General features: G+C 54.2%; 17 protein-coding genes, 1 tRNA gene and 2 pseudogenes. 9 read left to right on the top strand and 11 right to left on the bottom strand.

The window, feature by feature from the left end; all coding sequences use genetic code 11:
* Window positions 1-176: 176 nt before the first annotated feature.
* Together HWQ15_RS10315 and HWQ15_RS10320 are read right to left on the bottom strand one after the other, a co-directional pair.
* A pseudogene (locus tag HWQ15_RS10315) lies at window positions 177-1,157 on the bottom strand (IS5 family transposase).
* Between the two features lie 67 nt (window positions 1,158-1,224).
* Window positions 1,225-2,157: pseudogene (locus HWQ15_RS10320) on the bottom strand (IS3 family transposase); the annotation flags it as partial.
* Window positions 2,158-2,206: 49 nt separating this feature from the next.
* Between HWQ15_RS10320 and HWQ15_RS10325 the strand changes: the two are divergent.
* From HWQ15_RS10325 to HWQ15_RS10340, 4 genes are all read left to right on the top strand, one after another.
* A protein-coding gene (locus tag HWQ15_RS10325) for an IS1 family transposase (protein WP_223862015.1) occupies window positions 2,207-2,904 on the top strand; the annotation gives its coding sequence in 2 pieces (ribosomal slippage) (window positions 2,207-2,456 and window positions 2,456-2,904; 699 coding nt in all).
* A 249-nt stretch (window positions 2,905-3,153) separates the two neighbouring features.
* Entirely contained in the window at window positions 3,154-4,662 is a 1,509-nt protein-coding gene (locus HWQ15_RS10330; RefSeq protein ID WP_050149137.1) for a UvrD-helicase domain-containing protein, read from the top strand.
* A 66-nt stretch (window positions 4,663-4,728) separates the two neighbouring features.
* Complete coding sequence (locus HWQ15_RS10335; protein ID WP_016807924.1) at window positions 4,729-6,348, top strand: TraI domain-containing protein; 1,620 nt, start codon at window positions 4,729-4,731, stop codon at window positions 6,346-6,348.
* 60 nt (window positions 6,349-6,408) lie between these two features.
* Window positions 6,409-7,440: a site-specific integrase gene (locus HWQ15_RS10340; RefSeq protein ID WP_016807923.1), complete on the top strand. Its 1,032-nt coding sequence runs from the start codon at window positions 6,409-6,411 to the stop codon at window positions 7,438-7,440.
* Window positions 7,441-7,635: 195 nt separating this feature from the next.
* On the opposite strand, the gene HWQ15_RS10345 is transcribed toward HWQ15_RS10340, so the two are convergent.
* A tRNA-Phe gene (locus tag HWQ15_RS10345) sits at window positions 7,636-7,711 on the bottom strand.
* Window positions 7,712-7,880: 169 nt separating this feature from the next.
* Between HWQ15_RS10345 and HWQ15_RS10350 the strand changes: the two genes are divergently transcribed.
* Window positions 7,881-8,726 carry an AraC family transcriptional regulator gene (locus HWQ15_RS10350; protein ID WP_063148793.1) on the top strand — a complete coding sequence of 282 codons (846 nt, stop codon included), beginning with the start codon at window positions 7,881-7,883 and terminating at the stop codon, window positions 8,724-8,726.
* Between the two features lie 35 nt (window positions 8,727-8,761).
* Complete coding sequence (locus HWQ15_RS10355) at window positions 8,762-9,352, top strand: LysE family translocator (RefSeq protein WP_063148794.1); 591 nt, start codon at window positions 8,762-8,764, stop codon at window positions 9,350-9,352.
* Here HWQ15_RS10355 and HWQ15_RS10360 read toward each other — a convergent pair.
* From HWQ15_RS10360 to aspA, 5 genes are all read right to left on the bottom strand, one after another.
* Complete coding sequence (locus HWQ15_RS10360; protein WP_022646797.1) at window positions 9,349-9,924, bottom strand: transcriptional regulator; 576 nt, start codon at window positions 9,922-9,924, stop codon at window positions 9,349-9,351. The genes HWQ15_RS10355 and HWQ15_RS10360 overlap by 4 nt on opposite strands.
* Before the next feature lie 49 nt (window positions 9,925-9,973).
* Window positions 9,974-11,677, bottom strand: coding sequence for a protein-disulfide reductase DsbD (locus HWQ15_RS10365; RefSeq protein WP_045620950.1), 1,704 nt, complete (start codon window positions 11,675-11,677; stop codon window positions 9,974-9,976).
* A complete protein-coding gene (gene cutA / locus HWQ15_RS10370) occupies window positions 11,653-11,976 on the bottom strand; it encodes a divalent cation tolerance protein CutA (protein WP_003855908.1) in 324 nt (107 codons plus the stop codon). Before cutA ends, HWQ15_RS10365 begins: the two co-directional genes overlap by 25 nt.
* Before the next feature lie 113 nt (window positions 11,977-12,089).
* Entirely contained in the window at window positions 12,090-13,391 is a 1,302-nt protein-coding gene (locus HWQ15_RS10375) for an anaerobic C4-dicarboxylate transporter (protein WP_008502949.1), read from the bottom strand.
* A gap of 116 nt (window positions 13,392-13,507) precedes the next feature.
* Window positions 13,508-14,944: an aspartate ammonia-lyase gene (gene aspA / locus HWQ15_RS10380; RefSeq protein WP_003855923.1), complete on the bottom strand. Its 1,437-nt coding sequence runs from the start codon at window positions 14,942-14,944 to the stop codon at window positions 13,508-13,510.
* Window positions 14,945-15,279: 335 nt separating this feature from the next.
* Here aspA and HWQ15_RS10385 point away from each other — a divergent pair, with 335 nt between their 5' ends.
* A complete protein-coding gene (locus HWQ15_RS10385; protein WP_003855925.1) occupies window positions 15,280-15,744 on the top strand; it encodes an FxsA family protein in 465 nt (154 codons plus the stop codon).
* A gap of 23 nt (window positions 15,745-15,767) precedes the next feature.
* Here HWQ15_RS10385 and yjeH read toward each other — a convergent pair whose 3' ends face one another.
* The gene (gene yjeH, locus HWQ15_RS10390; RefSeq protein ID WP_063148795.1) at window positions 15,768-17,015 is read right to left on the bottom strand and encodes an L-methionine/branched-chain amino acid transporter; all 1,248 of its coding nucleotides are present in this window, start codon (window positions 17,013-17,015) and stop codon (window positions 15,768-15,770) included.
* 178 nt (window positions 17,016-17,193) lie between these two features.
* Here yjeH and HWQ15_RS10395 point away from each other — a divergent pair, with 178 nt between their 5' ends.
* Window positions 17,194-17,487: a co-chaperone GroES gene (locus HWQ15_RS10395; RefSeq protein WP_003855929.1), complete on the top strand. Its 294-nt coding sequence runs from the start codon at window positions 17,194-17,196 to the stop codon at window positions 17,485-17,487.
* 39 nt (window positions 17,488-17,526) lie between these two features.
* Window positions 17,527-19,173 (top strand): chaperonin GroEL, encoded by a 1,647-nt coding sequence (gene groL / locus HWQ15_RS10400; protein WP_006810416.1) that lies wholly within the window; start codon window positions 17,527-17,529, stop codon window positions 19,171-19,173.
* Between the two features lie 141 nt (window positions 19,174-19,314).
* Here groL and HWQ15_RS10405 read toward each other — a convergent pair whose 3' ends face one another.
* A complete protein-coding gene (locus tag HWQ15_RS10405) occupies window positions 19,315-19,776 on the bottom strand; it encodes a YjiG family protein (protein ID WP_063148796.1) in 462 nt (153 codons plus the stop codon).
* The gene (locus HWQ15_RS10410) at window positions 19,773-20,420 is read right to left on the bottom strand and encodes a nucleoside recognition domain-containing protein (RefSeq protein WP_038415111.1); all 648 of its coding nucleotides are present in this window, start codon (window positions 20,418-20,420) and stop codon (window positions 19,773-19,775) included. The genes HWQ15_RS10405 and HWQ15_RS10410 overlap by 4 nt, the downstream gene beginning before the upstream one ends.
* Between the last annotated feature and the right edge of the window lie 141 nt (window positions 20,421-20,561).

Genomic DNA, 20,561 nt, shown 5'->3' on the forward strand with positions numbered 1-20,561 from the left:
GCCTTGCGCCGAACTACGAGCCCTAGCTAGGGATGGTCTGAAGTAGCCCTGTATTTCCGGCTGACTTCAGCCACTGCTGATTTTGAAAGCGGTGAACCGATCAAAAACGATCGGATCACCCGCTCATTTCGGTGCTTTCAGCCGTCGCGAGCACCTTGCGACGGCCATTTTCCGCATTACAGGCGCACCTCTCCTGCGCTTGCCAGCAAATGTCGGCGGGCCATCCATAGGTTCGACAGGGCAAACAGCGTCACCAGTTGTGCAGTGTTCCTCACCAGCCCTCGGAAACGTACCTTGGTGTAGCCGAACTGCCGCTTGATCACGCGAAACGGGGGCTCTACCTTCGCTCGCACTTGCGCCTTGGCCTTCTCGATCTTGCGCTTGGCTTTGTACAGGGCGCTGCGTTTATCGAGCATCTTGTAGGTGCTGCGGCGTGCTGCGACCTGCCAGATCACTTCTCGGTCGGCATGCTCGGAGCGCTTTTCGACGCCTGTGTAGCCGTCATCGGCGCAGACGACGTTCTCGTCGCCGTGCAGCAGTTTGTCGACCTGGGTGACATCCGCCACGGTGGCTGCCGTGCCCACCACGCTGTGTACCAGCCCCGATTCATCATCAACGCCGATGTGCGCCTTCATGCCAAAGTAATACTGGTTCCCCTTCTTGGTCTGGTGCATTTCCGGGTCGCGCTTGCCGTCCTGGTTCTTGGTTGAACTGGGCGCGTGGATCAGCGTGGCATCGGCGATAGTGCCCTGGCGCAGCGACAGACCGCGATCCCCCAGGTAGCCATTGATCACACAGAGGATGCCGGCTGCCAGCTCATGTTTCTCCAGCAGACGACGGAAGTTGAGGATGGTAGTTTCGTCAGGAATACGCTCCAGGCTCAGCCCGGCGAACTGACGTAGGATGGTCGTCTCGTACAGCGCTTCTTCCATGGCCGGATCGCTGTAGCCGAACCAGTTCTGCATCAGATGGATACGCAGCATCGCCATCAAGGGATACGCCGGGCGACCACCTTCGCCTTTCGGATAATGTGGTTCGATCAGGGCAATCAGCCCTTTTCACGGCACCACCTGATCCATCTCGATCAGGAACAGTTCCTTGCGGGTCTGCTTGCCCTTGCCGGCATACTCGGCGTCGGCGAAGGTCATCTGCTTCATGGAAGAACTCGGGTGGCGGGATCAGCGTATTTTGGACTGCCCCCACGCCCGTAGACAAATTCTGTCCTCACGATGAGGCCTGTTCGAAGGCCTCCGGACTGGCGCCGCCGAGGTGACTGTGGCGACGGGCCCGGTTGTAGAACACTTCAATGTAATTGAAGATATCCGGCCGGGCCAGATCCCGAGTTTTGTATATTCTCTTCCTGATGCGTTCTTTTTTCAGTGAACTGAAGAACGATTCGGCCACCGCATTATCATGGCAGTTGCCACGCCGGCTCATGCTCGGTGCAAGGTTATTGGCCCGGCAGCAGCTCTGCCAGTCGTTACTGCCGTACTGACTACCTTGATCGCGATGTACGATGACCTCGCCGTCTGGGTTTCGGCGCCAGACCGCCATCATCAGCGCGTCGAGCGCCAGTTCGCGTGAGAGAGTGGGGTTCATCGACCAGCCGACCACATTACGGGCGAAGAGATCGATAACCACCGCCAGACACAGCCAGCCCTGCCAGGTGCGGATATAAGTAATATCGGTGATTGGCCCGGACAACGGTAAACTGCCGCTGCACACGATTAGGCGCAACCACTAAAGGTCGGCCAGCGATACGACGCGGAGCTTTATAGCCGCGCACGGCTTTAATCCGGTTCAATTGCATAATACGGCCCACCCGGTTTTTACCGCAGATTTCCCCGATTTCGTTCAGGTCGCCATGAACCCGGCGGTAACCGTATACGCCTCCGCTCAGTGAATAGGAGTCACGGATAAGCGTCAGCAGACGCTGGCTATCTTTATCACGCGCCGAGGCAGGGTCATGCAGCCACGCATAGAACCCGGCCCGGGCGACATTCAGTACCCGACACATCGTCATCACACCCCATACAGTTCGGTGCTCATTGATAAAGCGGTACTTCAGTCGGGCTCCCTTGCAAAGTACCGCGCGCCCTTTTTCAGGATATACCGTTCTTCTTCGGTGCATTTTAGTTGCGCCCGGAGTTTGGTAATGCTGCCAACTTACTGATTTAGTGTATGATGGTGATTTTAAGGTGCTTGCGTGGCTTCCATTTCCATCAGATGTCCTTCCTGCTCCGCTACTGAAGGCGTGGTGCGTAACGGCAAAAGCACTGCCGGACATCAGCGCTATCTCTGCTCTCATTGCCGTAAAACATGGCAACTACAGTTCACTTACACCGCCTCTCAGCCCGGTACGCACCAGAAAATCATTGATATGGCCATGAATGGCGTCGGATGTCGCGCCAGTGCACGCATTATGGGCGTTGGCCTCAACACGGTTTTACGTCACTTAAAAAACTCAGGCCGCAGTCGGTAACCTCGCGCATACAACCGGGCAGTGATGTGATTGTCTGCGCTGAAATGGACGAACAGTGGGGCTACGTCGGTGCTAAATCACGTCAGCGCTGGCTGTTTTACGCGTATGACAGGATACGGAGGACGGTTGTGGCGCACGTCTTCGGTGAACGCACTCTGGCCACACTGGAGCGTCTTCTGAGCCTGCTGTCGGCCTTTGAGGTCGTGGTATGGATGACGGATGGCTGGCCGCTGTATGAATCCCGCCTGAAGGGAAAGCTGCACGTTATCAGCAAGCGTTACACTCAGCGCATTGAGCGACATAACCTGAATCTGAGACAACATCTGGCAAGGCTGGGACGGAAGTCACTGTCGTTCTCAAAATCGGTGGAGCTGCATGGCAAGGTCATCGGGCATTATCTGAACATAAAACACTATCAGTAAGTTGGAGTCATTACCGTGAATGAAAGACCAATTAAGATAATTGATAGCGATTATTGTTAACGTCAGCGCAAGTTTGTGGATGTTGCTAACTTGTCATGTATACGTAGTATAAAAAAATAAGATCATCATTTTTACGCTCCCGCTCGGGGGCGTTTTTTATCTTTGAAAAAAGGGATCTGGTTTTTTCTCGAAGTGCACGCTTCCCGCTGTCAGGCTGTTTTTTTACATCTGCTGCTGCGGGAGAACACAGTGACCTGGAAAACAACAGCCGAACAAAACGCCATCATCGAGTGGAAGGGCAATCATCTCGTGGTGAATGCCTTTGCCGGTACAGGTAAAACCTCCACTTTAGTGAGTTACGCTGAAGCCAACCCGGAAAGTAAAATGCTTTACCTCGCCTATAATCGCGCTGTGCGGGATGAGGCTGAACGCAAATTCCCCTATAACGTAGAGTGTAAAACGTCGCATCAGCTTGCATGGGCCCGTTTCGGCAAACATTTCCGTGACCGGCTGACAGCCAGTCTGCGCATTACGGATGTGGCCAGAAAGCTCAATACCCGCCACTGGGCGCTGGCGCGGCTGGCGCTCAGCGGGCTGAACATGTTCCTCTGCAGTGCTGACCCCGAGCCGGGGCTGATACATCTGCCGTCTGAGGATGATCGCCACGGTCTCGATGCCGGTAAAATTCTGGGGGCAATACAAATCCTCTGGTATGAAATGAGCCGTACTGATTCAGTCTTTCCCGTCACGCACGACACCTACCTTAAACTGTTCCAGCTCTCTCATCCTGACCTGTCAAAACGCTGGGACACCATCCTCTTCGACGAGGCACAGGACGCCAATCCGGTGACCAGTGCATTTGTACTGAATCAGCCCTGCCGGGTCATTCTGGTCGGCGACCGTTACCAGCAGATATACCGGTTTCGGGGGGCAGATAATGCACTGAGTGCCCCGCAGCTGGTGCAGGCAGACCGGTTGTGGCTGACAGCGAGTTTTCGGTTTGGCCCTGAGGTCGCGCGGATGGCCAACATCCTGCTTGAACGTGCCGGAGAGGAAAAGCGCGTGACAGGTAACGGGGGGCAGGATGCTGTCGTCAGCAGCCTTCCGGCAGGGGCTGAGCATATTGCTGTACTGAGCCGGACGGTATCCGGCGTGATCGGCAGTGCCCTGACGGCGAGCCTTATGGAGAAAAATGTCTTCTGGGTCGGGGGGATTGAAGGCTACAAAACAGAGGAGCTGGAAAACCTGTACTGGTTCTCCGCCGATATGCCTGAAAAGATGCAGTCCCCGCGCCTCAGCCGGGACTACCGGGATTTTGATGAATACTGCTCAATAGCAAAAGCCACACAGGACGTGGAGATGAACCAGGCCATTCGTCTTCTCGATGACTTTTTCCCACTACCGCAAAAGCTGGCCATCATGCGCCGTCAGGTGGTAACCCATGAGAAAGACGCTCAGGTCACGGTTTCAACCGCACACCGCAGCAAAGGGCTGGAATGGCCGGTGGTAATGCTGAGTGAGGATTTTACTGACATTACCGACCCGCTTCTTTCGCAGGATGAGCGGCAGGATGAGACTAACCTGCTGTACGTGGCTGTCACCCGGGCCAGAAGAACGCTTGTGCTTAACGAACTGATGCGCTGGCTGAGCGATGAAGGCGGGAAAAACCGCGAGACGACGCACGAAACCGTACCGTCCGGAAATGGAGAGAGCGCCGACAGGCACGAAGAAACGGGAAAAACTTCTGAGAGTGAGTAACTGTTTTTTTATGGTGAAGCGCGGGGAGTGTCACAACACTGGGCAGCCCTATACCAGGAGAAAATCATGCGCGACAGAATCAGGACCCTTAGGTTTCTGTTTTCAAAAGGTGAACCGGAACCAGCACATCATGTATCCGCTGTCACACCTGCCGGCTACCACACTCCGCGTACGGTCGATACGCTGTGCTGTAGTCCGTTGAGAAAAACCTGCCTGCAACAAATATGGGAAAACAGCTCACTTCCGGCGGATGTTTATCACCGGTTTTATATAACGCCACTGCATGGCTTACTGGCCAGGGTACAGAATGTGCCGGCAACACAGCAGGGAAGGTGGTCGCAGTCAGACGGCTTCGGGGACCTTACGCTGCAGTTCACAACCTGTGCGGTCAGACTGGCCAAAGGATACATGTTTCCACCCGGAGCTGCGCCAGAAGAGCAGGCAGAGCAAAACGTGATGTGGAATGCAGTCATTTTCTGGTCTGCACTGTTCTGGCATTTGCCGCTCCTGGCGTCTCTGGAGGGTGAGCTGCTTGATGGTAAAAGCTGGCTTCCGGGAATAACCGTTCCGGACTCACCTTATCGATTTCGCTTCCGGGAAGCTGACAACTCCTCAGCTTTTGCAGCGCTGGCAGCAGGACAACTTGTGCCAGCAGAGGCGACAGGATGGCTGGCAGAAAATCCCGAAGCTCTGGGCAATCTTACCGGGGCCTTATGGAACCAGCATCCGGCGATGCCACTTATTAGAAGCTTAATGAAGCAAGCTGCTGAAAAGGTGGAATCGCCTTCGCTGGAGGTATCCGGGGCAAATGAGAAAGTTAACACCCTCATAGAGCCGGCCCTTTCAGTTACGCAAACGCCGTCTGATCAAGAGATTGAATCAGAACCGTCAGTAGAAGCAAAACTTAAAACTGCATCGCCAGAAGTTCCAGATTTGCAGGGTATTCAACTCGCATCTTCTATTGCACCGGTGCCGATGGCTGATGACAGCAATCTCGTCAGCAATGAAAAGGCAGGCGAGATTACGGAATGTGATCCAAACGAAACAGAGAAGGCTGATACAGAGATGCTGCTAAGTCTGTTCAGTGCAATTGCAGAGCCTGATATGACCGGGACTGAAGCATGTGATGAAGAGCCTTCAATCAGTACGAGAGCAGAAAGTGTGCCAGAATTTTCCCCCCTTAATGAACTAAGTCCCGAAGCTGATAAGCCTGAGATAAATCAGACAGTAGCAGAAGACTCTTTCCCTGAACGCGCTGTAGAGGATAACATCCCTTTACACAGCATTAACATTGACGCACAAAAAACAGTGATAAAAAAACAGACTGGCACTGAATTTGTCAGGTGGCTTTCTGAAGGACTTAAGAGCAAGCGAATTGATATTAATCAGCCTGATTCGAGGGCGCATGCAGTTGCAGGGTTCATCTTTCTCAGGGTTCCGGACATATTTTATCTTTACATCAGAGAAAGCGGAGCAGAGCTAAGCAGGGATTCCATACAAATTGAATTTGAGAAGCTGCATATTCACAGGGTGCGCAGGGGAGAGCGTTTTATTAAAGCAAAACTGTACCACTCGCCTGGCAAAGAAGGCACGTTTAAACCTGTAAGTGGATATCTTGTCAAGACTACACACCTTTTCAGAGGGGCGTCTTCCCCTGAAGACAGCGGGCTTCTGTCTTTCCTGTGAAGGAGGGGCAGTCCATGAGGGCCCTTAAGGGCAGCTTGATTTAGAAAAAGGAAATGCTGTATGTCTGACAAAAACCATTATACGACATGGGAAGAATTGCTTGAGGAGTACTTCTTCGCCCGAAACCTGCGAGCTGCAACAGAATGGAGCTACGCAAAGGTTGTAAAGGGATTCCTGAAATTTACGGGGGCAGACATAACCCCATCAATGGTTACACATCATGAAGTACTCAGATGGCGGCGACATGTACTCAGAGAAAAGCAACAATCGGCGCAGACCTGGAACAATAAAATTGCACATCTCAGGGCCCTCTATAACTATGCTATGGAAAGTGGTTTATTGCCTGCGGGCAAAAACCCTTTTAACAATTGCACTGTACAGCGGGACAGAAAGAAAAAGCGGACTTTAAACCGCTCTCAGCTAACCCGCCTTTATCTGATAATGCAGCAGGCTGAAATTGAATCCAACCGGAAAATTTTCGCACGTGGCGGTCGGAGTGCGCTTTACCCGGCCTGGTTCTGGATAACCGTCCTGGATACGCTCAGATATACGGGAATGAGGCAAAATCAACTGCTGCATATTCAGCTCAGGGACGTCAATCTGACAGAAGGTTATATAGATCTGCGCCTTGAGGGGAGTAAAACGCACAGGGAATGGCGCGTTCCCGTTGTTAAGCAGCTGCGTTTGCGGCTACAGCTTCTTCTTACACGGGCAACGGAGGCTGGAGCCGGGCCAAAAGATAACCTCTTCGATGTCAGTTTTTACATTGCCGGGAAAAAGGCAAAATTTGATAGGAATGATGTGACAGTGATGCATCAAAAGATCCGCTCCTTTTTTCGCCGTCTGTCAAAGGAATGTGGTTTTGCCGTTTCGCCGCACCGTTTCAGACATACCCTGGCTACAGAACTGATGAAAGCACCGGAAAGGAATCTTCAGTTGGTTAAAGATTTACTGGGTCATCGTAGCGTAAGCACAACAATGGAATATGTGGAACTCAATATGGACATTGTGGGAAAAACACTGGAAGAAGAATTGTCGCTGCACACAGATCTCTGTGTAGAAAGGGAATTACAACTATTGACACAAAACTGATTGACTGGGATTATTGCCAGTGATCGAGAACAGGGAGCCTGCGGACACAGGCTCCCTGACTTGAGGGACTGATTCAGAAACGTTAACCAGTGCAGATACGCCTACACCGGAGGACATTCCGTAATGACCGGCCCCTGTATTAACCGCCCGTTAAGGTTCTCATCTCTTAACCAGCGTGCTTTGATGCAAAATTAGTGGTGCCCGGACTCGGAATCGAACCAAGGACACGGGGATTTTCAATCCCCTGCTCTACCGACTGAGCTATCCGGGCAACGGAGCGCATTAAACCGCAATCGCGCGCGATCGTCAACATTATTTCGGGAAAAGCTGTTCAACTGCTTAAGTTTGCGGCAATCTGTCCGTTTGTGCGTTGAAAATGCACAAATCTTCCAGACAGTTCAGGCAAGATGTGACAATGCTGACGGTAAGAGGAGGGCAGTATGGCAAAAGACTGGCTTGAGCTGCGTCAGCATGCAGAAACAGGTATTGAGACAATTAAGGCGCATTTCGAAGGACACGCCTTTGATCCCCACTGGCATGATAGCTATCTGGTCGGAATAACCCTTTCCGGTACGCAGCAGTTCCACTGTCGCCGCGAACGCCACCGTAGCCAGCCGGGCGATGCTTTTTTACTTGAGCCTGGTGAAATACATGACGGTGATGCACCGGTAGAGGGTGGCTTTACTTATCTGACCTTTTATCTGGATGAACACTGGCTCACCCGTACGCTTCAAGGGCTGTATGACTCTACTCCCGGGAGTTACACCCTCCACTTTGCCCAAACGCTGACGCGAGAGCCTCAGCTGGTGCGCGCTATCGGTGATACATTTGCCTCGCTGCATAACGATGAGATGAAGATCGTACAACAGAGCACAATGGATAACCTGCTCACTAAGATTACAGCCCACTGCCACTGGCGGAAGAAACTCCCGTCGCAGTTACAAAGCTCCGCTGTGGCGCATCGTGCCCGCGACTATCTCTATGCGCATATCGGCGAGAACGTGGGGCTGTCAGACCTTGCGCGGGAGACGGGGACGGATCGCTTTACGCTCACCCGCTGCTTTAAGCGCGAATTTCACCTTGCGCCGCACGCCTGGCTTATCCAGCTGCGCCTGGCAAAGGCCCGACAGATGCTGGCGTATGGGGAACTGCCTGTTGATGTGGCGACGGCAGTAGGTTTTGCCGATCAAAGCCATCTTGGTCGCTGGTTCCAGCGGGCGTACCGTATTTCTCCGGCACACTACCGTCGGTTGTGCACAAACCTTCCAGACGTTTCCAGAAAATAACGGCACATTCATGGCTCTACTAAAAGGAGCCACCTGTGAATTTAATACCCTTCCTGCTGTTTGCATTTGTCGCCTCGATTACGCCGGGGCCAACCAATATTTTGGTACTGGCTAACAGTCAGCACTTTGGCGTAAAAAATACGGTTCCTGCGATCCTGGGTGGGTGTATTGCCGCCAGCGCTATTGTTCTGGTATCAGGCGCTGGGGCAGGAGAAGTGTTACGCCAGTATCCGCTGATACGTCAGGTGATGAGCTGGGCGGGTGTGCTGTGGCTTTCCTGGATGAGCTGGCAGCTGTTTAGCGCCCCGGCCGCGAATCTCTCCTCCAGGCGTCATGTCCGATTTACCGCGCGGGCAGCGGCGTTATTACAGGTTGTAAACCCAAAAACCTGGATGATGGCGCTGGCCGTCGTCAGCCTGTTTGCTCCGGCAAGCGACCATGCATTACGGGATATTTCGCTGATGGCGCTATGGTTTCTGGCGATCTCAGTGGTCTGTTTGTTGTGCTGGGCGTGGCTGGGGAAGGCGGTGAACCGGATTTTCCGCACCACCGTGGCGATGGTGCGATTTCAACGTGCAATGGCGCTGTGTTTGTTTATTTCCGCCTGGACGGGAATGCTGGCTTAGGTCAGTGCACCACCCATACGACACTGCGCAAACCGCAAAATATCTTCCGCCAGACGGTGCGCCGTATCCACATCCGCCTGGCTACGGTTCACCAGCATGCGGCTCAGGCAACCTTCCAGCACCAGCTCCATCTGCTTCGCGACCATTGCCGGATCATCCACTTCAAGTGTGGTCAGCAGCTCGTGTGTGAACTCGTGCGCGGCTCGTTTTTGCTGATCTGCCAGTTGATGGATGGGGTGTCCGGGATCGGGGAAGTAGGTGCAGGCGGCGATAAACAGACAGCCTGGGTAACGGTTGTTGGTGACACACTCCGTCAGTGCGGTATAGCGTGCCAGCAGCTTTTGCTCGGTGGTCAGCTCTTCATTCAGCATCAGTTGCCTGCGCCAGATATCCACCTGCTGGCTGAGATAGCGCAGGGCATCATACAGCAGCGCCTCTTTATCCGGCCAGAAGCGCTTAAGTTCATCCAGAGGGTAATCGATACGGTCGGCTACCATCTCAAGCGTGGTGCTGGCGATCCCTTGAATCTCAAGTAATTGCAGGGCTTGTCCCAGTACGTCTTCGCGTTGCACGGTTATCTCCTCCGCTATTCCCAACGGTTTGTCCCGTCTAAAGTGTTGTTTACGGTTGGCGATTGCGCAAATGCGCGTTGAATGCCGTCGCGTCCATAAACCCGGTTACACGCTGCGTCAGCTGTTCTTCCCCCTGTTCATTGAAGAACAGGATGGTAGGCAGCCCGAGCACGTTAAGTTGCTTCAGCAGAGCCTTATCCTGCGCGCTGTTGGCGGTAACGTTCGCCTGGAGCAGAACGGTATCGCTCAGCGCATGTTGTACCTGCGGATCGCTGAAGGTGTATTTTTCAAACTCTTTGCAGGCCACGCACCAGTCGGCATAGAGATCGAGCATGACCGGTTTGCCTTTCGCCTGCACCAGGGCGCGGTTAAGATCGTCCACGTTTTTAATCTGTATAAAATTCAAATGAGCCTGCGTCTGATCTGTCGGGGTGCCAAACGCCCAGTCCTGTAGCGGACGGACGCTCACCAGCGCGGCCGCCAGCAGAAGGATCTGTAGCAGGCGCATCCACGGTTTCTTCGCACCCAGACTCACGATAAATGCCCAGCTGAAGAAGGCCACGCCGAGCATAGCCCACAGACGCGTACCCCACACATCACCGATGATGCGTTCCAGCAGGAAGACCGGTAGCGCCAGAATGACAAAACCAAACGCGGTTTTCACTGTCTCCATCCACGGGCCGCTCTTCGGCAGCAGACGATTGCCAAATACCGTCACAAGGATCAGCGGCAGACCCATGCCGAGCGCGTAAAGGTACAGCGTGCCGCCGCCGAGCCAAAGGTTGCCGCTCTGGGCAATGTATAACAGGATGGCGCTCAGCGGCGCGGTGGTGCAGGGGGAGCAAATCAGCCCGGCGATGGCACCCATGGCGAACACGCCGCCCGCAGAGCCCCCCTGCTGACGGTTGCTCATTAACGTCAGACGGGTTTGCAGGGAAGAGGGCAGTTGCAGGGTGAACAGGCCAAACATCGACAGCGCCAGCAGAATAAACACTGCTGACAGTCCGATAAGCACATAAGGGTGCTGAAGGGCGGCCTGGAACTGCAACCCGGCAGCGGCGACCACGAGGCCGAGCGCCGTATAGGTTAACGCCATGCCCTGCACATAGATAAAGGCCAGCAACAGCGCACGGGCGGTGGAAAGGCGTTGCTTACCGCCCAGCACGATGCCAGAGATAAGCGGGTACATAGGCAGTACGCAGGGCGTAAAGGCGATGCCGATACCAATCAATAACGCCCAAAGCGCTGAGAACGGAAGGTCTGAAGCGGCTTCGCCTTCACCCCTCACACTGGCCATTTCCCCTGAGGGGAGAGGGGAGGCCGCCGCTTTCACTTCGCTAAGCGGAACGACCTTTGTTTCAGGGGGATAGCAGAAGCCCGCATCGGCGCAGCCCTGATACGTCACCGTCAGGGTAGCGCCTTTATCCGCCTGATTCACCGTGACGGGCACGCTTAAGCGCTGGCGATAAATTTCACTTTTACCGTAGAACTCGTCCTCGTGCCATTCGCCAGCGGGCATCTGCAATGCGCCGACGTCAGCCTTTGCCGGCGTGATGCTGACCTGCTTGCGATAGAGGTAATAACCCTCTTTCACCTGCCAGGTGAGGCTGAGATCGTGCTGGTTTTGCTGAAAGTCGAAAACGAATGCCTGGTCGGCAGGAATAAAGTTCGAACGGCCGGGCGCGTCAAACAACCCGGCAAAAACTGACGTGCTGCACAGCAGCAGGATCAGCGTAAAGAAGCGTTGAGCCATGAGAGATAATCGTTATCGCCGTGGACCACTGGCAGCACCAGCAGCTCCGGGGTTTGGTAAGGATGATGAGACTTGAGGCAGTCGAGGAGCGCCTGCTGGTTGGTCAGATTGGTTTTGAGCAACATCTGGACTTCGTACTCTTGCTCCAGCTTGCCTTCCCAGTAATAAAGGGAGGTGGCGCCGGGAAGTAGCGTGACGCAGGCAGCCAGTTTTTCGGCCAGCACTTTGGCGGCGAGATCCTGGGCAGAAGCTTCATCAGGGGCGGTACACAGTACAACAACAGCATCAGGCGTGTTCACAAGTCGGCCTCCTCATCACGAAAGTCTTCACTATATCACGCCATGTGATTGGTCATTAATGAAACGGGCCGCAGCGCGGCCCGTTTTTAACTATTTTTACAACGGCTAACCGTTTACAGCACAATGCCGCCGATGATAAAGCCGAGGACCACGCAGAGCGTAATCGCCACCACGCCCGGGATGAGGAACGCGTGGTTAAACACGTATTTACCGATACGGGTCGAGCCGGTGTCATCCATCTCAACCGCGGCCAGCAGGGTTGGGTAGGTTGGCAGCACGAACAGGGCGGAAACCGCCGCGAAAGAGGCAATCGCCGTCAGCGGCGTCACGCCCAGCATCAGTGCCGCAGGCATTAGCGCTTTGGTGGTCGCAGCCTGGGAGTACAGCAGCGTTGCGGCAAAGAACAGCACCACCGCCAGTAGCCACGGATAGTTGTGCAGCAGGTCGCCTGCAACTGTCTGGATATCGCTGATGTGCGCTTTCACGAAGGTGTCACCGAGCCACGCCACACCCAGCACGCACACGCAGGCGCTCATACCGGATTTGAAGGTGCTGGCGTTCAGCACTTCGCTGGTGTCGATTTTACAGGTGATACTGATCAGCGTCGCGATGGTCAGCATAAATACCACAATCGCTTCGTTACGCGGCAGAACCGGGTTCTGGATCAGACCTACCGTATCGCTGATGGCGGTCGCGTAGAACATCACGGCGACGATACCAATCAGGAACAGCAGCACGGAGCGTTTTGCATGCGGCTTCAGCTCAAAAACCTGGCTACCGCGCAGGCTCACTTCACCTTTTGCCAGACGCTCCTGGTAAACCGGATCGTCTTTCAGCTCGGCGCCGAGGAAGTTACACAGCACGGCAGTGATCATTACCGCAATCAGCGTGACCGGAATACAGATCGCCAGCAGCGTCAGATAACTTACGCCCATCGGCTCGAGAATACCCGCGAAAAAGACCACTGCCGCAGAAATGGGCGAGGCGGTGATCGCAATCTGGGAGGCGACTACAGCAATAGAAAGAGGGCGAGACGGGCGAATACCCTGCTCTTTCGCCACTTCGGTGATGACCGGCAGCGTGGAGAAAGCGGTATGGCCAGTACCGGCGAGAATGGTCATAAACCAGGTCACCAGTGGGGCAAGGAAGGTGATGTATTTTGGATGACGACGCAGCATACGCTCCGCCAGGCTCACCAGGTAGTCCATACCGCCAGCGACCTGCATGGCCGCAATGGCAGCGATAACCGCCATGATGATTTCGATAACGTCAAAAGGGATTGCGCCGGGTTTAATCTGAAAGATCAGGGTAAGTACGAGCACGCCGAGACCGCCGGCAAAGCCGATGCCGATACCCCCGAGTCGTGCGCCCAAATAAATCGCCAACAGGACGATGACGAGTTCTGCTCCAAACATAAAGACCTGCCTTGCTTATTAACAAGTTGATATTGAATTGTTGTGTTTTGGTAACGGCCATAAAGAAAAAAGGCACGTCACAAGTGACGTGCCTTTCGGAAGCTTAGCCTGAACGGTTACTGTTCGCTTTCATCGGTATATCGTTTCGCTTTATATGCCGGGTGCATCAGGTTCTGGGCGGAGAAGATATCGTCCAGTTCGGCTTCGGTCAACAATCCTCGCTCGAGAACCACCTCACGCACGCTCTTACCGGTTTCGGCACAAATCTTCCCGACGATATCGCCGTTGTGGTGGCCGATGAACGGGTTGAGGTAGGTGACGATGCCGATGGAGTTATAGACGTAGCCTTCACACACTTCTTTATTCGCGGTGATGCCGTTAATGCATTTTTCCAGCAGGTTGTAGCAGGCGTTGGTCAGAATGTGGATAGATTCAAACATCGCCTGGCCAATCACCGGCTCCATTACGTTCAGCTGGAGCTGACCGGCTTCGGAGGCCATGGTGACGGTCGTATCGTTACCAATAACCTTGAAGCAAACCTGGTTCACCACTTCTGGCACCACCGGGTTCACTTTAGCTGGCATGATGGATGAACCCGCCTGCAACTCTGGCAGGTTGATTTCATTCAGGCCAGCGCGCGGACCGGAGGAGAGCAGGCGCAGGTCGTTACAGATTTTGGACAGTTTCACCGCCAGACGTTTCAATGCGCTGTGCACCATCACGTAGGCGCCGCAGTCTGAGGTGGCTTCAATCAGGTCTTCTGCAGGCACAACCGGCAGGTTGGACACTTCAGCCAGCTTCTGTACCGCCAGCTGCTGATAGCCATCCGGGGTGTTCAGGCGTGTACCGATGGCGGTAGCGCCCAGGTTCACTTCCAGCAGCAGTTCGGACGTGCGCAGCAGGTTTTTGGTCTCTTCGTTCAACAGCACGTTAAACGCGTGGAACTCCTGGCCGAGCGTCATCGGCACTGCGTCCTGCAGCTGGGTACGACCCATTTTCAGGATGTCCTGGAACTCAACGGCTTTACGCTGGAAGCCATCACCCAGCTGATTAATCGCGTCGACCAGTTTGACGACAGAGGCATACACCGCGATGCGGAAGCCGGTTGGGTAGGCGTCGTTGGTGGACTGACATTTGTTAACGTGGTCGTTCGGGTTCAGGTACTGGTATTCACCTTTCTGATGACCCATCAGCTCCAGGCCGATGTTTGCCAGCACTTCGTTGGTGTTCATGTTGACGGAGGTGCCTGCGCCGCCCTGATAGACGTCAACCGGGAACTGATCCATGCATTTGCCGTTGTTCAGCACTTCATCGCACGCGGCGATAATCGCATTTGCAGCGCTTTTAGGAATGGTTTGCAGCTCTTTGTTTGCCAGAGCCGCGGCTTTTTTTACCATCACCATGCCACGCACAAATTCAGGGATGTCGCTGATTTTGCTGTTGCTGATGTAGAAGTTTTCAATCGCTCTCAGAGTGTGAACACCATAGTAGGCATCCGCTGGAACTTCCCTGGTACCCAACAAATCTTCTTCGATACGAATGTTGTTTAACATGTGAACCTTCTTTTCAAGCTGCCGATGGATTGTACTAAACACACAGTAGATATGTGGTTTTGAATATTTTATGACCGACGATTATTCCCTCAATCGGCCAGATGTTCGAGATCATATGCTGATGATAGCGAATTGCCGTAAGCTGGATCACTTATTATCGACCCGATTTCATGATAATTATTAATCTGTGAAATATGTCACCGCTTTAATATTTCCAGAAAAAATATCCGTGCAAACCGATTGAATTTTGGCTAACCGTCACCATTTCTTATCTACGCGCTTCGCGAACACATTCAGTCAGGGGCCAGAAGGCACCTGCCACACAGGAGATGCCAGTGCGCTGGATACCATTTATTGCTTTCTTTCTTTATGTTTACATTGAGATTTCCATTTTCATCCAGGTTGCCCATGTGCTGGGCGTCCTGCTGACGCTGATTCTGGTGATCTTCACCTCCGTCATCGGCATGTCGCTGGTGCGCAATCAGGGTTTCAAAAATTTCCTGTTAATGCAGCAGAAGATGGCCGCAGGTGAAAGCCCGGCCGCCGAGATGATCAAAAGCGTGTCGCTGATTATTGCTGGCCTGCTGCTGATCCTGCCGGGCTTCTTTACAGACTTCCTCGGCCTGCTGTTGCTGTTGCCGCCGGTGCAGAAGCATCTGACCATGAAGCTGCTGCCGCATCTGCGTTTCAGCCGTATGCCAGGCGGTGGTTTCAGCACCGGCCCGGGCGATACCTTTGAAGGGGAATATCAGCGTAAGGATGAGCAGCGCGACCGGTTAGATCATAAAGACGATCGGTAAGTTTCTTGCCCGGTGGCGCTCGCTCACCGGGCCTGCGGATTTTGCCGCTTCGGTAAAAACACCCACAGCCCCGCCAGCATGACGATGGCGTACACACTCTTCCATCCCACCATCGCCAGCAGCAGCAGGCACAGGACACACCCGATAGCCGCCAGCGCCTTAAAGCGTCCTTTCAGTAGCCGACAGCCCGCCAGCATGCACAACAGATAGATCATGATGAAAATACCGTTGGCGTAGATAATCAGCGCGTCAAGGTTGATGTCGAGGAGATAAATGGCCAGGGAACTCACCACGCAGCAGCCCAGTACGGTATTCAGCGCATTCACCGGAAGCTGACGCTTTGACAGGCGTGAGAGGGGGCTATCCGGTTTATAAAGTGCCTGAGACCACACCAGCCGGGCGAAGCTCTGAATATAGATGTTGAGGCTGGCAAAGCAGGCGAGATAGCCAATCATGCAGGCTACCCACAGGGCTTTAACGCCAAACAGCTGCACCACGATGCCCGGCAGCGACGCGGCGGCGGCTTTCTCTTCACCGAACGCGTTGAAGTGCAGCACCAGTACGGTACAGGCCCAGTACACGGTACCCGCCAGCAGCAGGCCAATCATCAGGGCGCGGGGAAAATCACGCTCGGGCTGTTTAAACTCGGATGCCAGATGAGCGAACGCCTCCAGACCGACGAAACACCAGAACATGACGGATAGTGCAGCGAAAAGCTGTGTGTGGTCGATGTCATTAATCGCGGGGAAAGGAATATCCGCCACCGTAATGTCACCCGCAAACCAGATGGCGATGATCAGCGCGACGATTAACACGGCGACCAGCGTTTGCAGGTTGGCGCTGGAACTGGCCCCGCGTGAGCCAACCCACCAGATAATCGCCAGCGTACCGAGTTCAGCCAGCAGCAGCTGTTCATCGTGCCAGCCAAACAGCGCCTGTCCGAAGCCGGTTGCGATATGCAGGGCTGCCGGAAGGCCAACGGGTATTACCGACAAAAATAGCCAGCCGGTGACGCGCTCCATTCGCGGCCCAAACGCCATGCCGACAAAATGCGCTACGCCGCCTGCGCTCGGGAAGTGCCGCCCGAGTATGGCAAAGACAACCGCCACCGGAAACACCAGCACGATCAGCACCGGCCATGCCCAAAGACTGTTATTGCCGGCAACCAACGCCGCCAGCGCGGGAACCGCAAAAACGCCCGTGCCTAACAAAGACGTTGAGAGTAAGCCAATGCCCTGCGCCAGCCCCAACTCCTGCCTGAGTCCACTCATTTACCTCGTCCCGCCACCATCAAAAGAGAGTGGATGGTAACACTTTCGCAAATTTTTTTTCGATTACCCCTTGAAGGGGTAAAAAGCTATCCCCATCTCTCAGGGCACTAGCCGGAAAACCGCATGCGGACCGGCGTCATCCATAACTGATAATGACTTTCTCAAAGGAGAGCTATCAATGAGTATTCGTCCGTTACATGATCGTGTGATCGTCAAACGTAAAGAAGTTGAAACCAAGTCTGCTGGCGGCATCGTTCTGACCGGTTCAGCAGCAGCAAAATCAACGCGTGGCGAAATCATCGCTGTCGGTAAGGGCCGCATCCTGGAAAACGGAACTGTGCAGCCACTGGACGTTAAAGTTGGTGACATCGTCATTTTCAACGATGGCTACGGCGTGAAATCCGAGAAGATCGACAATGAAGAAGTGTTGATCATGTCCGAGAGCGACATTCTGGCAATTGTTGAAGCGTAATTAACGCACGAAACTGTACGAATTTGAGGAAATAAGAACATGGCAGCTAAAGACGTAAAATTCGGTAACGACGCTCGTGTAAAAATGCTCCGCGGCGTAAACGTACTGGCAGACGCAGTGAAAGTCACTCTGGGCCCGAAAGGCCGTAACGTCGTGCTGGACAAATCCTTCGGCGCGCCAACCATCACCAAAGATGGTGTTTCTGTTGCACGTGAAATCGAGCTGGAAGACAAGTTCGAAAACATGGGCGCACAGATGGTGAAAGAAGTTGCCTCTAAAGCGAACGACGCTGCTGGTGACGGTACCACCACCGCGACCGTACTGGCGCAGGCGATCATCACCGAAGGCCTGAAAGCCGTTGCTGCGGGCATGAACCCAATGGATCTGAAACGTGGTATCGACAAAGCTGTCGCCTCTGCTGTTGAAGAGCTGAAAGCGCTGTCCGTACCGTGCTCTGACTCTAAAGCCATTGCTCAGGTTGGTACTATCTCCGCTAACTCCGACGAAACCGTAGGTAAACTGATCGCTGAAGCGATGGATAAAGTCGGTAAAGAAGGCGTGATCACCGTTGAAGACGGTACTGGTCTGGAAGACGAACTGGATGTGGTTGAAGGTATGCAGTTCGACCGCGGTTACCTGTCCCCATACTTCATCAACAAGCCAGAAACTGGCGCTGTTGAGCTGGAAAGCCCGTTCATCCTGCTGGCTGACAAGAAAATCTCCAACATCCGCGAAATGCTGCCAGTGCTGGAAGCCGTTGCGAAAGCAGGCAAGCCGCTGGTAATCATTGCTGAAGACGTTGAAGGCGAAGCGCTGGCGACTCTGGTGGTTAACACCATGCGTGGCATCGTGAAAGTGGCAGCGGTTAAAGCACCTGGCTTCGGCGATCGTCGTAAGGCGATGCTGCAGGATATCGCTACCCTGACCGGCGGTACCGTGATCTCCGAAGAGATTGGTATGGAGCTGGAAAAAGCGACCCTGGAAGACCTGGGCCAGGCGAAACGCGTTGTGATCAACAAAGACACTACCACCATCATCGACGGTGTGGGTGAAGAAGCCGCTATTCAGGGCCGTGTTGGTCAGATCCGTAAGCAGATCGAAGAAGCAACTTCCGATTACGACCGTGAAAAACTGCAGGAGCGCGTAGCGAAACTGGCAGGCGGCGTTGCGGTAATCAAAGTTGGTGCTGCGACCGAAGTTGAAATGAAAGAGAAGAAAGCACGCGTTGACGATGCCCTGCATGCGACCCGTGCTGCGGTAGAAGAAGGCGTAGTTGCTGGTGGTGGTGTCGCGCTGGTGCGTGTAGCCGCTAAACTGGCTGGCCTGACCGCTCAGAACGAAGACCAGAACGTAGGTATCAAAGTTGCGCTTCGCGCAATGGAAGCCCCTCTGCGTCAGATCGTGTCCAACGCCGGTGAAGAGCCATCAGTAGTTGCGAACAACGTGAAAGCGGGCGAAGGTAACTACGGTTACAACGCAGCAACTGAAGAATACGGCAACATGATCGACTTCGGTATCCTGGACCCAACTAAAGTTACCCGTTCTGCTCTGCAGTACGCGGCATCTGTAGCTGGCCTGATGATCACGACCGAATGCATGGTAACCGACATGCCTAAAGGCGACGCGCCTGACTTAGGTGCTGCTGGTGGTATGGGCGGCATGGGTGGCATGGGCGGCATGATGTAATCATGTTGTTCTGAACCTCTCAGAATGAACCCCGGGCAGCGATGCCCGGGGTTTTTTATTGCCCGTCGAGCCGTTACTCAAACAAGATGTGCATGGCGGAAGAGATGCGGTTCCAGCACTGAAAAATCCATTTTTATCTCCTCAGAAGAGTAGCTGCATCACCCACATCGAGAGCAAGGCGTTGATGACGCAGACAGCGATGATGTGCGGGTAATATTTCGGGTTCACGCCCGCGGTGCCGAGGCAGCGGCCCGTGTTTTGCACCGGATTGCCCATCAGGTAGATGGCGGGCAGCAGGATGGTGGCATCATGGCCGCTGAACGTGCCGGCGACGACCAGGCTGGCGCAAACCCCCACGCCGCCGCCCATGCTCATCACCGAGGCCAGAAGTACCGTTGCCGCCGCACCCGGAAGCCCCCACAGGGCCATGATGGGCTCGCATACCCTGCCGACAATATCCAGCAGGCCGGTCACCTTAAGCGCCTGAATGATGACAAACGCCATGACCACGTTAGGCAGCAGGCTGGTGGTGGCGATGGTAAAGCCGCGGCGGGCGCCATCGATAAACAAGTCCATGATATTTTTACGCGTCTGGGCGATCATTTTTCCTCCTGAACGCGACGAACTTCCATGTGGGCGATCCACAGCCGCAGGAAGTTGGCGCCAACAAATTTAAATACCAGAATGACCGCCAGCGGCGCGATCACCGGGACGGTAATAAAGGTAAAAAGTGCGGCTCCGGAAGAAAAATAGTTGGTAATAATGGCGCTACCGCTGGTCTGGAAGGTGGCGAAAATGGCGCGTTCATGGTCAGTAATCGCCCCTTCGTCGGTCAACTCTTTGGTCATCCCTGCGGCTGCATCGGTATTTTGCAGGTTGGCGATAAGCGCCAGAGAGCAGATGCCCGGCACGCCGAGCAGCGGGCGCAGAATGGGCGTCATGAGCTGTTGTGCGGCGCGCAGCCCGCCCAGCCCCTCGGTAACGGCAATGATCCCGAGCGATAAAATGACCGAGGGCGCCAGTTCAAGGGCAAACAAAAAACCGTCTTTCGCTCCTGTGCCACCCTCGCCGCGAAACGTTAGGGCGCCGTTCACCGGTCCAAAGCTGCCGTTCAGAACGGTAAAATCCAGCACGCGCCACCATTCAGTACTTTTGGCGAAAAAACCTGAGAAAAATACGATGGTGAGCACGAACGCCAGATAGCCCACCCAGGTTACTTTTTCCTCTCCTGAGGATGATGCACTCATGAAACCCCCTTTTTTTAGTCCCGTACAAAAGTTGTACGTCGCATCACTAAAAACGATCGGGGGCTAAAACACGATATCCCAAAGGTTATTATCAGAATTCATTTAAGATGTCGGAGGAGTGCCAGCGGAATCTGGCTCGCA

The sequence above is a fragment of the Enterobacter sp. DSM 30060 genome (assembly GCF_013375955.1).
Classification (GTDB): Bacteria; Pseudomonadota; Gammaproteobacteria; order Enterobacterales; family Enterobacteriaceae; genus Enterobacter; species Enterobacter intestinihominis.

Coding starts and splice junctions, on each gene's coding strand:
- HWQ15_RS10335 (WP_016807924.1), top strand. CDS start 4,729: ATGCGCGACAGAATCAGGACCCTTAGGTTTCTGTTTTCAAAAGGTGAA.
- HWQ15_RS10340 (WP_016807923.1), top strand. CDS start 6,409: ATGTCTGACAAAAACCATTATACGACATGGGAAGAATTGCTTGAGGAG.
- HWQ15_RS10350 (WP_063148793.1), top strand. CDS start 7,881: ATGGCAAAAGACTGGCTTGAGCTGCGTCAGCATGCAGAAACAGGTATT.
- HWQ15_RS10365 (WP_045620950.1), bottom strand. CDS start 11,677: ATGGCTCAACGCTTCTTTACGCTGATCCTGCTGCTGTGCAGCACGTCA.
- HWQ15_RS10375 (WP_008502949.1), bottom strand. CDS start 13,391: ATGTTTGGAGCAGAACTCGTCATCGTCCTGTTGGCGATTTATTTGGGC.
- aspA (WP_003855923.1), bottom strand. CDS start 14,944: ATGTTAAACAACATTCGTATCGAAGAAGATTTGTTGGGTACCAGGGAA.
- yjeH (WP_063148795.1), bottom strand. CDS start 17,015: ATGAGTGGACTCAGGCAGGAGTTGGGGCTGGCGCAGGGCATTGGCTTA.
- HWQ15_RS10395 (WP_003855929.1), top strand. CDS start 17,194: ATGAGTATTCGTCCGTTACATGATCGTGTGATCGTCAAACGTAAAGAA.
- groL (WP_006810416.1), top strand. CDS start 17,527: ATGGCAGCTAAAGACGTAAAATTCGGTAACGACGCTCGTGTAAAAATG.
- HWQ15_RS10405 (WP_063148796.1), bottom strand. CDS start 19,776: ATGATCGCCCAGACGCGTAAAAATATCATGGACTTGTTTATCGATGGC.
- HWQ15_RS10410 (WP_038415111.1), bottom strand. CDS start 20,420: ATGAGTGCATCATCCTCAGGAGAGGAAAAAGTAACCTGGGTGGGCTAT.